Below are 15,481 nucleotides of genomic sequence, written 5' to 3' on the forward strand. Positions count from 1 at the left end.
AAATACTGCTCAACAAATCGAACGCAGGAGGACCTTCAATTATGAACCTTCGTAAAGCCTTACTAGCCGTAACGCTCTCCAGTCTTGTACTCACATCCGGATTAGCCGCTCATGCTGACGCCCAAGAAGCGTCAGAGACGATGCGGCAAGCGAGCGCGGAAGATGCGGTAAGGGCGCTGAGGACGCTAAACAGCTTCTATAAGCCGGCGCTGAATGGTCGGTTCCCCGGCTCGGTGAACGGGCTGAAAATAGGGGTAAGCACCCGTCGGACCGTCATTGGCAAGATTGGCCAGCCGGACAAGCCGAGAACGAACGCGGATGCGTTCGACATGTATCATGCGGAGATGGGGCACCCTGGTTATGCCATCGCCTACAAGCTGAACAGGATTCGCGAAATGCGCTACTTCGGGACCAATATTGAACGGCAGACGAATATTGGAGGCATAACGAAACGATTGCTTTTCAGGCAGTGGGGCGCGCCTTCCTACTCGGTCATCATCCGGAACGGATCCTTGGTGCAGCAGAAAATCACCTATTACCGAGGCAAATACAAACTCGTGTTTATTTTCAACACCAGTACGAATCTCGATCATATCAACCTGCTTAAGCGCTGAACGGGGATCTGCACGCACACAATACAGACTCGTCGGCTGAAAAGACGAGTCTGTACCTGAAAAAACGGGCAAAAAAGGCTGTGTTAACCGGTTTGAATGCTGCAGCGTTGTCAACGAACCGGGGCCACTGATTACCGAGCACATTGCGAAAAAGTCTGAAGCAAAAAAAACCACTGTCAAGAAACAAGAATATCTATCTTAAGGGAGCCGCGTAAATCGCGGCTTTTTGTTTTAACGGCATAGATTCTAGTCTAAAGCGCAAAGCGCGCCTAATGATTTTTCCGGTACGCCTTCGGAGACATGCCGTAGGCTTTGGTAAACTGGCGGGTAAAATAGTTGCTGTCGTTAAATCCGCTATTATACGAGATTTCCGAAATGGGTAGGTTGGTCTTCTTAAGCAAAGTACAGGCGTGTTCTAAGCTGGGGTCAAACCGGAACGGCGCTCCAGGCATAATTTGAGACAGAAATTTCGATCCCAATAGAGGTGCAACGAGAGCAGAAGCAGCGGTTGCTGTCCACAGAGCGTTGGATATCAATCAAAGAGTGGATATTTCTTGAAGCGTCAGATCGCGAGAAAAAGCCGCATGGCTGCGGCTGTTTTCTTATTTTTCGATACCGGTTCGATGCGAAGGGTCTTCTGCGTGTTATGCCCGAACGCTTTGATCGAATTTTGCCCGCAAGCGGTTGGTATCTTCTCTAGGCGGAAACCCGAACATGCGGACATATTCGCGGCTAAACTGCGATGCGCTTTCATAGCCGAGCCGGAACGCCACGTCGGCTGCATCCGCGGACTCGGATAATAAGAGATGCCGCGCTTCCTGCAAGCGCAGCCGTTTTTGAAACTGGATGGGGCTCATAGCGGTCACCTCTTTGAAGTGCCGGTGAAACGTAGAGATACCCATGCCTGCAGTCTCTGCAAGCTCTTCAATTCGCAATGATTTATCGAAGTTGGCGATAATGAATTCGATTGCGTCCCTAATTCGATAGGTACTGCTTCCTTCCATCGCGATTTGGGCCAACGCCGCGCCATACTGCCCATGCAGCAGCTTGTACAGGATTTCCTTGGTGTAGATGGGAGCCAGGTACGGAATGTCGTGGGGCTGTTCCACCAACCGGACCAATCGCAGTAACGCATCCAAGATCGAGGATTCAATCTGGCCGACGAACATTGCTCGGGCTGCATTTTCTTTCTGGGCGAATTGAATGTCGGTGTCCTGCAACACCTCTAAAATTTGATTCTGCGTCATTTCCATTTTCAAACTCAAGTATGGGGCATCGGAAGAAGCTTGGATGATCTGGCCGACAACCGGCAATTTTATCGATGAAATTAAATAGTCGGAAGGACCATACTCGAATCGCTCTTGCGCCAGAAAGATCTCTTTCGAACCTTGGGCAATGAAACAGAAGGCGGGTTTGTAAACGCTGTGGATCGGCTCGGTCACGTTAGAACGGCGAATAATAAATAAAGAAGGGATCGCGGTTTCGAAAACCCCGTCCTGACCGGAATGCTTCTCGATTAATTTGGCGACCTCATTCCGCTGTCGTTCAGTTGGATTAGACATCAGATTCCTCCACCTTGGTTCTATTTTCGTTTAATTATAAGGCAACCTTCGTTCATGCGTAAGTAGCAACGAGAGAATAAGGCAATGATTTGCAACAAAAGGGATAACGGCCTCCTGTTCAATTGCTGCATAATAAAAAGGGGCCAATTTACAGATCATATTAAAAAATCGGAGGATTTTATATGCAAAAAGTAATTTTGAACAATGGTGTTGAGATGCCTGTACTCGGTTTTGGTGTTTTTCAGATTTCGGATCAAAATGAGTGCGACCAGAGCGTTTATGACGCTATTATGGCGGGCTATCGACTGATTGATACAGCCGCCTCTTATCTAAATGAAGAAGCAGTTGGCAGAGCGATCAAACGGAGTGGCGTGACAAGAGAGGAATTATTCATTACAACGAAACTCTGGGTTCAGGATACTGGTTATGAGCGCACCAAAAAAGCATTTGAAAAATCCCTGAGAAGATTGCAATTGGATTATTTGGATTTGTATTTAATCCATCAGCCGTATGGAGATCTGTTTGGCTCTTGGCGCGCTATGGAGGAGTTATATCGTGAAGGTAAGGTCCGTGCAATTGGCGTAAGTAATTTTCATGAGGATCGACTGATCGATTTGATTATCCATAATGAAGTTGTTCCTGCCGTAAACCAGGTTGAGACACACCCTTTTAACCAACAAATTGAAAATGCAAACTTCATGAAAGAGAATAATGTTCAGATCGAATCCTGGGCGCCTTTTGCTGAAGGGAAAAATAACTTGTTCCAGAATGAGCTATTGGTATCCATAGCTGAGAAGGTTAATAAATCCGTTGCTCAGGTAGTCTTACGTTGGTTGACACAAAGAGAAATCGTTGTGATTCCAAAGTCTGTTCGTAAGGAAAGAATGATCGAAAACTTCAATATCTTTGATTTTGAATTAAGCCAAGAGGATATGGAGTCCATTGCTGCGTTAGATACGAAACAGAGTTTGTTCTTTTCACATCGCGACCCTGAAATGGTGAAATGGCTCGGTACTCGTAAACTTGATATCTAATCTTCTATGTTCTAAGGGGACGAATGAAGTCAGAAAAACTTACAACTGATAGGAGAAGGGATTATCAAATGTCAAATTCACGAGAATTGACACGTGCACAAAAACTGCTCGGAAATTTTGCACCGAAAATGGCGCAACTTACCGATGACGTTTTGTTTGGTGACGTGTGGGCCCGCAAAGAACTTTCACCACGTGATCGAAGCCTGATTACGGTTGCATGTCTACTCACATCGGGGAATACGGTACAGCTAAAATCCCATTTGGATTTAGCCAGGCAAAACGGACTTTCAGAAGAAGAACTGGTTGAAGCGATGACTCATTTGGCGTTTTACGCCGGTTGGCCAAAAGCGATGTCTGCGATCATGGTTGCAAAAGAACTATTCAATCCATGATTGATAGAGTGCTTGGAGAGGAGTCAATCAAATGGAAATACGTTCGTTGGGACAAACGGGATTAAAAGTAACGAATCTATGTGTCGGCACGATGACATTCGGACAACAAGCGGACAAACGAACCTCCTACGGGATACTCGATAAGGCATTTACTGCCGGTGTGAATTTCATCGACACTGCAGATGTGTACCCATTGGGAGGCAATCGGTTGAATTAGCAGGTACAACCGAGTTAATTATCGGGGAATGGTTGCAAGGAAAACGAGACAAAATGGTTCTCGCAACCAAGTGTTTTGGTTTGATGGGCACTGGTCCTAATGATCAGGGGCTGAGTAGGAAGCACATCATGACTGCCGTTGAGGACAGTCTTCGTCGTCTGAAAACGGACTATCTCGACCTTTATCAAGCACACCAATTTGACCCAAACACACCAATAGATGAAACGCTGCGTGCGTTTGACGATCTCGTTGAACAAGGAAAAGTCCGGTACATCGGCGTATCCAACTGGCGCGCTTGGCAAGTGGCGAAGGCAAATGGAATTGCCGACAGAAAAAATTACACCCGTATAGCAAGCGTTCAGCCGCGCTACAATTTATTGTTTCGAATGATTGAGGATGACTTGATTCCGATGGCACTAGACGAAGGAATTGGCATCATATGCTACAACCCGCTGGCGGGCGGTATGTTAACGGGACGCTATAATAAAAGTTCTAACATCGAAGAGGGAACTCGTTTCGGACTCGGGAACAGCGCAGGTTCGTTTTATCAGCAGCGCTACTGGCAAGAGGCAACGTTCGGCGCTGTTGATTTGTACCAATCTTGGTGTCAGGAGCATAACTTTGATCCAGTTACAGCGGCTGTGCGCTGGGTTATACAACAGCAGGGAATAACATCCGCTATCATTGGTGCGAGTCGTCCAGAGCAATTGGACATGACTCTGCGTGCTGCAGATATGGATGCATTAAATGAAGAGGAATTGGCGTGGCTCGATGGGCTTTGGTTTTCATTGCCTCGTCGTCGTGAGTTTAGTTAAGCTCAGTTCCAGTTCCTGGGAAATATAATAACAAGGAAGAGTGAGCATTTCTCATGCTGTATCTTTTGTTATATTGAACAACCGAATGAAGCAGCCAGGAGGTCATTATGAAGATGCTTGACGGAATCGGCTGTACTGAGGACGAGGCATTATTTTCGAGTCACTCCATCAGAAGCGTTGTAGAAGAGGTGGTAGTCGATGGAGAAAAGTTGATTCGTATTCATACAGCTTGGCGGTTAGAGAATGGTTCAATCCTGGTCTACGAGTATTCGTCCAGAAACCATCCCACAAGCAGTGTTTGCTTATATGACACTCTGGATGAATATAACGAATTATGTGATGATCTTTACTGGGTTAAGAAGAATGAATGGAATGACGATTAATTAAAGAGAGACCTCTCGATCCTGCAGTGGGGTAGAAAACAGATTTGAACCTATCGTTTTTCGATTATTTTATTTGCTGGCTGTTAACTTGGAGTTAACTCCAAGCGGTAAACTTTGCATGTAACATATTAATAACCAGAGGAGTGTAATGCTTGATGGATTATGTAAAACTCGGAAATACCGGATTGGACGTATCGCGACTTTGTCTCGGGTGTATGGGCTTTGGCGATGCAGCGCGCTGGACTCACCCGTGGGTACAAAATGAGGAGCAAAGTCGTCAGGTTATTAAGAAGGCACTCGATCTTGGCATCAATTTTTTCGATACGGCAAACGTATATTCGGCTGGAACAAGCGAGGAATATGTTGGACGCGCTCTGAAGGATTGTGCGCATCGGGATGAAATTGTCATCGCGACAAAGGTGCATTTCCGCATGCACGAAGGTCCAAATGGAGCAGGGCTTTCCCGTAAGGCGATTATGAGTGAAATTGATAAGAGCTTGAAGCGACTGGGGACCGACTATGTGGATTTGTATCAAATTCACCGCTGGGATTATAGTACCCCAATCGAAGAAACGATGGAAGCGCTTCATGATGTCGTAAGAGCGGGAAAGGCCAGATATATCGGCGCTTCCGCCATGTTCGCGTGGCAGTTCCAAAAGGCACTGCATGTTGCTGAGAGCCACGGATGGACGCGGTTCGTGTCGATGCAGAATCATTATAACCTCATCTATCGGGAGGAGGAGCGCGAAATGATGCAGCTCTGCAAGGCGGAGGGAATCGGCGTTATTCCATATAGCCCGCTTGCATCCGGCCGCTTGACGCGCGATTGGTCGGAGACAACTCACCGTTCTGAAACCGATAAGGTGCAGAAGTCGAAATACGATGCATTTGCCGAGGCGGATCGTGCGATCGTGGAACAGGTTGCGGCGATTGCGGAGCAGCGCGGCGTCTCCCGTGTGCAAGTAGCGCTTGCCTGGCTGCTGCAAAAGGCACCAGTTACCGCACCTATCATTGGTGCCACAAAAGAATCACATCTCGAGAGCGCGGTCACTGCACTAAAGGTCAAGCTAACCCCGGACGAGATTGCGTCACTGGAGGAGCCGTATGTACCCCATGCCGTAGTAGGTGCGCTTTAAGGTTACTTATGTGTACATCCAGCGATCTCCTGATCCCCATGTTCGCTCATGATGTTGTTTTTCTTGCTCTTGTCATTACGTCTTTTGTTCGTTTGTTTGTTCTGCATGTCGTGTTTCTCATAGCCCAGATGTTCATACATCTTGGCCTCCGGCGTCACCTGCAGCGTTTCGGCAAACAGCGCTTTCAAAGCATTCTGTGCATCTGTGCCGGGACCAACTATTTTCTGTGATGAGCCGCCGGAGCTGCTGCTTCGTCCATAAGCTCATGTGTCGCCGAACTCTCTTATTTTTCCATTATTTTAATGGCTTTAGAAGTTTTCATACACTATTTTACAGATTCCGAAATTGAAGGGGAGTCCGCCCGTTCTCCCGCTTGAACAGCTCAATGAATTGAGATGTTGTGGAAAAGCCGCATTCCATACCGATCGCGCTAACGCTTGCAGTCGTATTCAGCAGCATGTGTCTCGCAGCCTCCAACCGTTTGGTCAGCACATAGCGGGCAGGCGATATACCGGTCTGCTCCTTGAACAGGTGGCGGAAGTGGTCGCTGCTGTATCCCGACAATTCCGCCAATGTCTGTATGTTGACAGGCTGGGTAAAGTTCTCGTCAAGGTACCGTCTCGCATAGAAGAGCTTTTCCGGCCGATTTTCAACGGCGTCCAGATTGGCGAACCGTCCAATCAGTAAAATCGTCTCGTTCAGGAGCAGATCGACCCGGAATCTAAAGTGACGTTTCTGTTCCAGAAGCTCTTCCTTCATGCCGAGCACGAGCCTCAGAATGTCGCACTGCTGTGAATCCTGGACGAGGCCGTTGCGGAGAGGTACGGGAAAGTCGTCATACAGATACCCAAAGAAGATGACGTCCGTCGCCTCCTCGTGCCGCTCGTCATGCATATAGTTGGGCCGGGTCACCGTCATGCTATTCGGCGTATACCGCAGCATCTCCCCGTTCAGATTCATCGTTCCTGTCCCCGTAATGTAGTATACGAGTTCATAGCAGTTATGCTTGTGGAAGTCCACATAGCTACCGGATTTTTCCGACTTGTAGTAGAAAAAATCAAGTTTCCCGTTCACCGCATTTATCACCCTTTCACCGAATTCTGATATTTTCTCCTCAGTTTATTATATCTGGAAAGCGTTGTCACCCTTATGATGAGGATGTAAGATCCATCGATCAAAGGGGAGTGAAGGATCATGCTTGACCAGAAGGATATCGGCTTAAGTGAGCAGGAAATAGCGCGCTATTGGGAAGACGGATACCTTGTTTTCGACGGTATCCTCACGAATGAGGAAGTGGAGGGGCTCCGCGCGGCATGCGAGCAGCCGCAAATTCTTGCTCTGCGCACCCAGAAAGAGTATGAAACCATGACGGTTCATGCGCTCGGCATTACTTCGCTGCACCCCGCGTTCCTGAAGCTGGCTAAACACCCGGCTATAATCGCCAAGATACAGCCGCTGCTCGGTCCTGATATTCAATTGCAGCACTCCAAGTTAGCAACCAAGCCGCCTATCAAGGGCATCGGCGAGTTCCCCTGGCATCAGGACTATGCATTCTACCCGCATACGAATACCGATCTATTGTCGGTCATGGTAATGCTGGACGATGCCACGCCGGATAACGGCTGCATGCAGATGGTCAAGGGAAGCAACAAGTTCGGCATCCTTAATCATGAGAAGAACGGCCGATTCGTGTCAGAGTGCCAGGAAAGCTCCTATTGGCAGGGGTCTTGCGAGGTGGTCTATATTACACCGAAAACGGGCGGGATCAGCATCCACCACAGCCTGACACTTCATGGCTCGGATGCGAACCTTTCGGGAAGACCGCGCAGAGGCCTTGTCTTCTCTTACCGGGCGGACGATTCGTACCAGCTCGCGGACGCGATCTTTGACGACACCGGCCTATTGATCAGCGGCAGCCGCCGGGGCGTCGTGCGCTGCGACGTCGGACTGGTCACTCTGCCTGACCGTGGGGGCGATTCGCCGTACGGAACGTCCTGGAACCAGATCGGCGGCTTCGCAAAAGAAGATAATAATCAAGAAGATAACAACCGGTAGAGGAGCAAGGAACCATGCTTTCAAATCCCGAACCTATAAAAGCGATGCCGTTTTGGAGAAAATAGCGCCGCAACATCACACGATTGCCGCGGACCAAGGAGAGTGGGGCCTAAATGACGCGAATTCCTATTATAATCGATACCGATATCGGCGACGATATCGACGACGCGCTTGCGATCGCCTTCGCGCTTGGCTGTCCTGAACTGGAGCTGCTGGGGGTGACGACAGTGCTTGGCAATACCGCGGCACGGGCCCGCATCGCCGCTCACCTGCTGCAGACAGCCGGCGCCGGATCCATACCGGTGCATGCCGGCTGCGGGGAACCGTTCAGGCAGACTGCGGATACGGTCAAAGTACCGTGTCAATATCTTCCGGGAGAGATGGACAGGTTGCCTGTCGCAGACCAGCATGCGGTTGATTTCATCATCGAGACGGCGCTTCGGTCGCCGGAACCGATCACGCTGCTAACGATCGGTCCGCTGACCAATGTTGCAGTTGCGCTGCTCCGCGAGCCGGGATTGCGGGAGAAGCTCCTGCGGATCGTGATGATGGGCGGAGCATATTATTTTCACTTTGTGGAATGGAATGTGTACTGTGATCCCGAGGCGGCGGACATCGTCTTTCGCTCCGGCACTCCCATTACAGCCGTGGGTCTCGACGTGACCAAGCGCTGTCTGATGAGCCATTCCCAGCTGGATCGACTGAGCCCCGGAGATACACCGGTAACCAGATTGCTGCTCGGGCTGATCGACAGGTGGCAGGCTGACACGGGTCGCAAGTGCCCGATTCTGCATGATGCGCTGGCCGTATATGGAGCCATTAACGGCGGGCTGCTCGGATTCGAACGCGAAGCGGTGAGCGTGGAATTGTCAGGAATCCGCACACGCGGCTTGACCTTCAACCTGACGGATCGCGACCGGGAAGAGCAGCTTGTGACGGCAGCGCTTGAGTTGGCTGGCCGTTCGGTGGTAGAGGTGGCGAAGCGCGTTGAAGCGGAGCAATTCGTGGAGCTGTTCCTGGACCGCGTTCTCTCCGTCCACTGAAGAAGACGCGGCACCGATAATGGCCGGCTGACGATGAACGACAACCGGGTAGGCAAGACGAAGCAAGCGCTGGAGCAGCAGAAGGCTGAAAGACAGGTCCGAATCTAACGGACTGCTTAGAAAATTTTTGAGCAATCTTTTCTCAGATCCATCCTGTTGGGCCTGCAAAATGGTCTTTGTCCTAAAAGGAGCGCCTCTGTTTGATGGGTTTGTCGACGGGTTAATACCCTACACCATCAAGAAGGCGCTTTTTCTGCGAAGTTTAAGCAGCCAGACGGACAAAATCAACGGATTGAACGAATGACAACTTCTAATTTTTCTCCTTGTCTTGTCGATTAGCCTTGGCATCAGTATACTGGAATCAATTTAGCAATGATGTTATTTACTGGCACCTCTAACAGTCGGGAGGAATTGCAAAGTGTATAAGCTGCTGATCGTGGATGACGAGAAAGAGATTCGCGAGGGATTGGCTTCGTGGACATGGGATCAGGTCGGAATCGAAGTGGAGGGATGCTGCTCGCATGGTTTGGAAGCGCTTCAATTTGTTGAGGAGCATCCAGTCGATATCGTCATTACGGATATCCGGATGCCGTTTATGGACGGCATCGAGCTGATGAGATCACTGAACGGGCAATATCCGTTCATTCGCGTTGTCATCCTATCCGGCTACAGTGATTTTGAATATGCCCAAAAGGCGCTGCAGTTTGGAGCGATTGATTATTTGCTCAAGCCGCTGCAGTTTCAGATGCTGCATGACACGTTCGCCAAAGCGGCCGAACGACTGCGCGAAGAGAAGCAGGCCGAATTCCGCATGTCCGTGCTAAAGCGCAAAGCGGAACTGCTTACGCAGGTGCTTCGAGCCGATTTTTTGCGCCGCCTGCTTCAGGAGCGCCTCTCCGAGATGGATTTGGAGCAAGGCTGCTCCGACGGCGAAGTGCTGCTCGAGGGCGCCCGTTACCAGGTCGCGGTTTTACGTTCGGACCGTCTGGCGTTTTCAGGAGCAGTCATGGGAGACAAGGAGAAGAAGCTGCTTGTTTTCTCGCTGGATAATATTTTGACGGATTTGTGGGATGGAAAAGAGATTGGCTACCACTGGGTGAACAGACAGACGGGCGAAGCTTACGTGCTATCCATGAAACCGGACGCCGAAACGCATTTCGCCGAGCTGCTGCCGCTCTGGCGAAAGTACAGAGGATTGTTTAAATCAACGTTCTCCGGCGGCATCGGCCATTCGGTCGGTTCGCCCGCCGATATCTATCTGTCAGCGCAGGCGGCGTCTGCGGCGCTGTCTGCGAACGCGGAAGAGGGAACGCTTGCGACTGTGCAGCCCGGGACCGCCCAGAACCTCCGGCCCGCACCGCTCATCCTCGCCAGCATGGAACATTCCGCCACCGCGGCCATCGCCGTAGGCAGCCGCGAAGCCGAAGCGGAACCGGTCAACATGCTGCTGGTGCAGGCGAAGCAGTACATCCGCGAACATTACGACCGCAGCCTGACCCTGAAGGAGGTCGCGGAGCAAGTGCATGTCTCCGGCAGCCATCTCTTCGCGTTGTTCAAAACCTCCGGTCAAACCTTCCTCAGCTTCTTGACTTCCATCCGGCTGCAGCGGGCCATGGATCTCCTCAGCGGAACGAATCTCAAGATCTATGAAATCGTCGAGCAGGTCGGCTACACCGATCCGGCGTATTTCACGGAGGTCTTCAAGAAATACACGGGCAGGACGCCGTACGAATACCGCAGCAAATTGCGGTAAAACCGGAGGGACACAGTATGATCAAACGGTTCGGTCCAACGCTCCGGCGGATCGTCATTCTCGCAGCGGCGCTTACCCTGGTTACGCAGCTTGCGCTTGCCTATATCGGTCTCACCTACATGGATGCCATCGACAAGTCGCTGCACGAGAAGCGAACGCAGGACATGCTCTATCAGTTTCAGCAGAACGTGCTCGTTCAGCTGAACAACATTGACAATTTGCTGCTGCTGCTGCAGACGCCGGAGTTCAGCGGTTACTATAAGAACCTGATGCGTCTGCGCAGCGACAACGTCGCGGCCCTCGGCATGTGGGAACTGCAGCAAAAGTTCAATACGCTCGATCTGTCGCCGGATTCCGTGCAGGCGGTTTACTTCCTGGGCCAGAGCTTCGTCCAGCGCTCCTTGGTTCAGAGGATCAGTTCCGCTTCCTTCGTGGACCTGCCCAGGGTGGATCAGGATCGACTGCATTATTCCAAGCTGGATAAGCTGATCCTGCCGGACCGCGAGCTGTTGACACGGTACACACAGTCCGACTTCGCGCAGGTATTCCGTACGAACAACCCGATGCTGGAGAAGGCGGACATCGATCAGCTGAAAGCGTTTATGGCGGAAATTCAGGACCGGCTCGTATTCTCGAACGGCAACGAGAATGGCGTGCTCACGATCATCATGCTGAGCGACCGCTTCTTCGAGCAGGCTATTCCCAAGAAGATGCCGGAGGGGACGTATTTCTCCGTCTTCGGCAAGGACAAGCGCCTGCTGTGGACGACCGCACCTTCGAACCCGCTGAGCTCGCCGGAGGGCGCCGGCACCGGCTCAACTAACCCGGCGAAGGAGGGACAGTCGGACGCCTCGTCCTATAACACAATCAAGCAGCTGAGCCCCTTTAATCTCAGCATCGTTTACACTGACAACGACGGCGGATCCTCGGTACTCCGCGGCGAACGCATCTACCAGATGGCGGGGCTTTCGCTGGTGACGCTGCTCATCACGATCCTGTTCGATTACTTGTATCTCAAGCAGGTGTTTAAGCCGTTCCGCATGATTTCGAAGCAAATCAAGAACTTCTCGCTCAGCAACGAGTGGCTGCTGCGGATGCTGCCGGATGATCTGATCAAGAAAGGCTTCCACGCCGTTTCCATGCGGAACAAAATCATTCTTGCCCTCATCGTCGCAGTCGGCGTTCCCGCCGTCTCGGACGGCGTGCTGTATGCGTGGCTGTCGCAGTACGACATTAAGCGGGAGATGCAGATGTCGTTCGACGTGACTGGCCGATTCTCCGCGGTCAGCATTCACAACCGGCTGAAGTTCACGGAAACGATCCTGAAAGAAATTTCCGCCAGCCGTCAGCTGCAGGATTACGTGACGAACAATTATACAACCCCACTGCTGATGGGCGGTCTCCCGACCAATCTGCTCATGTTTCCGGGCCTGAACGACATTTCGTATTTCGTCCTGCTGGACGAGAATGGCAACTGCATTTATTCATCCATTTTCTCGAACAACAAGAGTGCTTTCAATACCGATATGGAATATTTGACGGATCGCGACGATCCGTATTGGATCACGAATTACAACAACGTCTTCAATCCGCTGTCAATGGCGCTCCTGAAGCGGATAGATGGCCCCGGGGTGAATGGAGAAGCCACCTATTTGCTGATGGTACCGAAGCAGTCGATTTTCGAAAACATCGACTCGGGCTTGATCAATACGTCGTACGCTATCACCGATGCCAGGGGACATACGATCTATGAGACGCGCGCGAACGCTGCCGTCGACGATTCCGGCTGGCAATTCTCCACGAGCGGCATTCCGAACACGGACTGGAAGCTGACGATCGGCTTCTTCTTCAACGATGTGCTGGAGAAGAACCGGGAGTATCAGCAGCAGTTTCTGTTATTCACGTCGATCGTGCTGCTGCTGTCCATAGCCGTGGCGGTCGCAATCGCTATTCAGCTGGTCAAGCCGATCCATCGGTTGAAGGAGACGATGCTGCGGGTAGGTGAAGGAGACTTGTCTCTGCGGCTCGAGGATATCGACAATACGGAAATCGGCGGCATCGTGCGCAGCTACAACCGCATGATCGACCAACTGCACCGCGTGATAAACGAAGAGAACGAGCTGATCGCGATGAAGACGCGGGCCGAGATTGACATGCTGCAAGCACAGATCAATCCGCATTTTCTGTACAATACACTGGAGGTCATCAACATGCGCAGCATGAAGAGCGGCAATCTCGAGGTGAGCGCGATCGTCGGGGCGCTTGCGGATTTGTTCCGCTACAGCATCGCCAAGAGCTCGGATATCGTGGAGCTGGAGAAGGAATTGGCGCATGTGGCCAACTACGTCACCATCCAGCAGATCCGCTTCGGACACAGCTTCGAGATGGAATACGAGGTGCCAGACGAGCTGAAGGGCAGATCGATCGGGCGGTTCGTGCTGCAGCCGATCATCGAGAATGCGATCAAGCACGGCTTCAATGGCTGGGAGGATGGCGGACGCATCGTCATCTCGGCGTCCGCGGAGAACGGCAATCTCAAGGTGCGAATCGTCGATAACGGGATCGGCATGGACAAAGAAACGCTGGCGCACGTAAGAGTGGACATGGAGCGCGAATACGGGAAGGCGCTAAGCGATGAGAACGGCATCGGACTGCGCAACGTCTATCAGCGGCTCAAGCTGATTTACAAGGATAGCACGTCCATGACCATCGAAAGCGGCGAAATGAAGGGGACGGCCATCACCCTGACTGTGCCGCTGCAAACTCCGTAGGTACCACGAAGACTCCGCTACCTCCTGCGGGATCGAACGATTACAAAATCCCCAGCCGCTCGCTCTCGACCCGGTATCTCTACGGCAACGGCACAAGTGTCCAACACCATACGATTACCCCGTAATATTGGAGGATCATCTTATACAAGCGCTTACATTCCGCGTGCTATTCTTAGTTCAGCAAGGAAAATCATGATTTCTCAAAGGGGGATAAGCAATTGAGAAGATGGTCAATCATGCTGACGATAGTAATGGCTGTGGCTGTCGTGCTGTCGGGCTGCGGAAGCAGCAACAACGGGGGAGCCACCAATAACGGCGGGAATGCCTTGGCGACGAACGACGGCAGCAATGCTGGCGGTAAAGAGGCAACCGGCAATACCGGCGGCAGTGTGAAGAGCGGCGAAGTCGTCACAATTCGCACGAGCATTTCTGACGGCGAGCTGTCCAAGGAACAAATCGCGGAATTTGAGAAAGAGCATCCGAACATCAAGGTCGAGATTGAAACGGTCGACGCGACGAAATTGGCTGCGCAACTCGCGACTGGCGACGCACCTGACGTCATCCGTTTGTCGGGGGTGTTCGACCTTCCGAACTACGTTATCAAGGGCATCGCGCTCGACCTGACGGACCGGATGAACGTGAGCACTGTGCTCAAAGAGGACGATTTGCTGCCGATCACGAACGTGTACCGTTTCGATGGCAAAACGGTCGGCGCGGGCCCGATCTACGGCCTGCCGAAAGACTGGTCCAATGACTACGCCATCTTCTATAACAAGAAGGCATTCGAAGCCGCTGGAGTCGCGGTTCCGGATCCGACGACGTCGCTCACATGGCCGGAAGTCATGGACCTCGCCAAGAAGCTCACGATCAAGGACGGCGACAAAATCAAGCAATACGGCCTGGCGGCCAACGAGTGGGGCAAGACGGAACCGAACTTCAACAACCTGCTGCAATACCTGCTCAGCGCGGGCGTAGACATCAGTATGGATGACAACGGCTCCGTCGACTTCGACAAGCCGGAAGTGCGCGACTATATCAATATGTGGGTAGACGGGGTCAAGAACAACGTCGGCCCGAATTCGGTCAACAACGACCAAACGTCCGGCGGCGACCTGTTCTTCAAGGACCAGGCCGCGATGATCATCGACGGCTACTGGTACAGCGGAGCGATTCGCAGCAATGAAGGCGCCAAGACGCATCTGGCCGATTATGGCATGCTGCCGACGCCGATCGCGCCGAACGGCACGCGCGTTGCGCCTACGGGCGGAGCGACGGGCGCTATTATCAACAAAACGTCGAAGCATCCTGACGAAGCATGGACGTTCTTCGAATGGTTCTTCGGCGGCACCCCTGCCGACGACCGCGCCAAGGCCGGGTGGGGCCTTCCGATTTTCAAGAGCAAGATGGACCTCCTGCCGAAGGAAACGGACTTCGATAAACAAATCAACACGGTACTTCAGGACGAACTGAACTACACGAGCCAGTACCTGAAAGTGAACCCTTACCTCGCGGGCGGCGGCTGGTCGATCTTCGACAAGTACGTGCAACCGCTGTACTTCGGCAAATCGAATTTGGACGAAGCGATCAAAGGCATGACCAAAGACGCGAACGTCGCGATCCAGGAAGCGAAAGACGCAATCGACAGCCAGTAAAGTCTACCGGGGGAGAGTTCCCAGCTGAACTCTCCTTTCTTGCATAAAGGAGTG

At 51.8% G+C, this 15,481-nt stretch carries 15 protein-coding genes and 1 pseudogene; 12 read left to right on the forward strand and 4 right to left on the reverse strand.

Annotated features, from left to right (window positions below; genetic code table 11):
• Positions 1–41: 41 nt before the first annotated feature.
• Complete coding sequence (locus AC0YNV_RS17800) at positions 42–614, forward strand: YjgB family protein (protein ID WP_475769230.1); 573 nt, start codon at positions 42–44, stop codon at positions 612–614.
• A gap of 269 nt (positions 615–883) precedes the next feature.
• Here AC0YNV_RS17800 and AC0YNV_RS17805 read toward each other — a convergent pair.
• Both AC0YNV_RS17805 and AC0YNV_RS17810 read right to left on the reverse strand, forming a co-directional pair.
• A pseudogene (locus AC0YNV_RS17805) lies at positions 884–1,033 on the reverse strand (helix-turn-helix domain-containing protein); the annotation flags it as partial.
• A 225-nt stretch (positions 1,034–1,258) separates the two neighbouring features.
• Positions 1,259–2,176: an AraC family transcriptional regulator gene (locus AC0YNV_RS17810; protein ID WP_475769231.1), complete on the reverse strand. Its 918-nt coding sequence runs from the start codon at positions 2,174–2,176 to the stop codon at positions 1,259–1,261.
• A gap of 182 nt (positions 2,177–2,358) precedes the next feature.
• On the opposite strand from AC0YNV_RS17810, the gene AC0YNV_RS17815 reads away from it, so the two are divergent.
• From AC0YNV_RS17815 to AC0YNV_RS17840, 6 genes are all read left to right on the forward strand, one after another.
• Positions 2,359–3,210: an aldo/keto reductase gene (locus AC0YNV_RS17815; RefSeq protein ID WP_475769232.1), complete on the forward strand. Its 852-nt coding sequence runs from the start codon at positions 2,359–2,361 to the stop codon at positions 3,208–3,210.
• 68 nt (positions 3,211–3,278) lie between these two features.
• Positions 3,279–3,602: a carboxymuconolactone decarboxylase family protein gene (locus tag AC0YNV_RS17820; protein ID WP_475769233.1), complete on the forward strand. Its 324-nt coding sequence runs from the start codon at positions 3,279–3,281 to the stop codon at positions 3,600–3,602.
• Positions 3,603–3,633: 31 nt separating this feature from the next.
• Positions 3,634–3,819 carry an aldo/keto reductase gene (locus tag AC0YNV_RS17825; protein ID WP_475769234.1) on the forward strand — a complete coding sequence of 62 codons (186 nt, stop codon included), beginning with the start codon at positions 3,634–3,636 and terminating at the stop codon, positions 3,817–3,819.
• Positions 3,795–4,634: an aldo/keto reductase gene (locus tag AC0YNV_RS17830; RefSeq protein ID WP_475769369.1), complete on the forward strand. Its 840-nt coding sequence runs from the start codon at positions 3,795–3,797 to the stop codon at positions 4,632–4,634. Before AC0YNV_RS17825 ends, AC0YNV_RS17830 begins: the two co-directional genes overlap by 25 nt.
• A 107-nt stretch (positions 4,635–4,741) precedes the next feature.
• Positions 4,742–5,017 (forward strand): hypothetical protein, encoded by a 276-nt coding sequence (locus tag AC0YNV_RS17835; protein WP_475769235.1) that lies wholly within the window; start codon positions 4,742–4,744, stop codon positions 5,015–5,017.
• Between the two features lie 155 nt (positions 5,018–5,172).
• Complete coding sequence (locus AC0YNV_RS17840) at positions 5,173–6,153, forward strand: aldo/keto reductase (RefSeq protein WP_210037295.1); 981 nt, start codon at positions 5,173–5,175, stop codon at positions 6,151–6,153.
• Between the two features lie 2 nt (positions 6,154–6,155).
• On the opposite strand, the gene AC0YNV_RS17845 is transcribed toward AC0YNV_RS17840, so the two are convergent.
• Positions 6,156–6,341, reverse strand: a complete 186-nt coding sequence (locus AC0YNV_RS17845) for a hypothetical protein (protein WP_475769236.1) — start codon at positions 6,339–6,341, stop codon at positions 6,156–6,158.
• Positions 6,342–6,483: 142 nt separating this feature from the next.
• A complete protein-coding gene (locus AC0YNV_RS17850; protein ID WP_475769237.1) occupies positions 6,484–7,227 on the reverse strand; it encodes a helix-turn-helix domain-containing protein in 744 nt (247 codons plus the stop codon).
• Positions 7,228–7,347: 120 nt separating this feature from the next.
• On the opposite strand from AC0YNV_RS17850, the gene AC0YNV_RS17855 reads away from it, so the two are divergent.
• The 5 genes from AC0YNV_RS17855 to AC0YNV_RS17875 all read left to right on the forward strand — a co-directional run bounded on the left by AC0YNV_RS17855 (position 7,348) and on the right by AC0YNV_RS17875 (position 15,427).
• Positions 7,348–8,208 (forward strand): phytanoyl-CoA dioxygenase family protein, encoded by an 861-nt coding sequence (locus AC0YNV_RS17855; RefSeq protein ID WP_475769238.1) that lies wholly within the window; start codon positions 7,348–7,350, stop codon positions 8,206–8,208.
• A gap of 113 nt (positions 8,209–8,321) precedes the next feature.
• A complete protein-coding gene (locus AC0YNV_RS17860) occupies positions 8,322–9,251 on the forward strand; it encodes a nucleoside hydrolase (RefSeq protein ID WP_210037299.1) in 930 nt (309 codons plus the stop codon).
• Positions 9,252–9,669: 418 nt separating this feature from the next.
• A complete protein-coding gene (locus AC0YNV_RS17865; RefSeq protein ID WP_475769239.1) occupies positions 9,670–11,004 on the forward strand; it encodes a response regulator transcription factor in 1,335 nt (444 codons plus the stop codon).
• A gap of 17 nt (positions 11,005–11,021) precedes the next feature.
• Positions 11,022–13,775, forward strand: coding sequence for a sensor histidine kinase (locus tag AC0YNV_RS17870; RefSeq protein WP_475769240.1), 2,754 nt, complete (start codon positions 11,022–11,024; stop codon positions 13,773–13,775).
• A gap of 236 nt (positions 13,776–14,011) precedes the next feature.
• Entirely contained in the window at positions 14,012–15,427 is a 1,416-nt protein-coding gene (locus AC0YNV_RS17875; protein ID WP_475769241.1) for an ABC transporter substrate-binding protein, read from the forward strand.
• Positions 15,428–15,481 lie beyond the last annotated feature (54 nt).

The sequence above is a fragment of the Paenibacillus sp. JT31N11 genome, assembly GCF_056269285.1.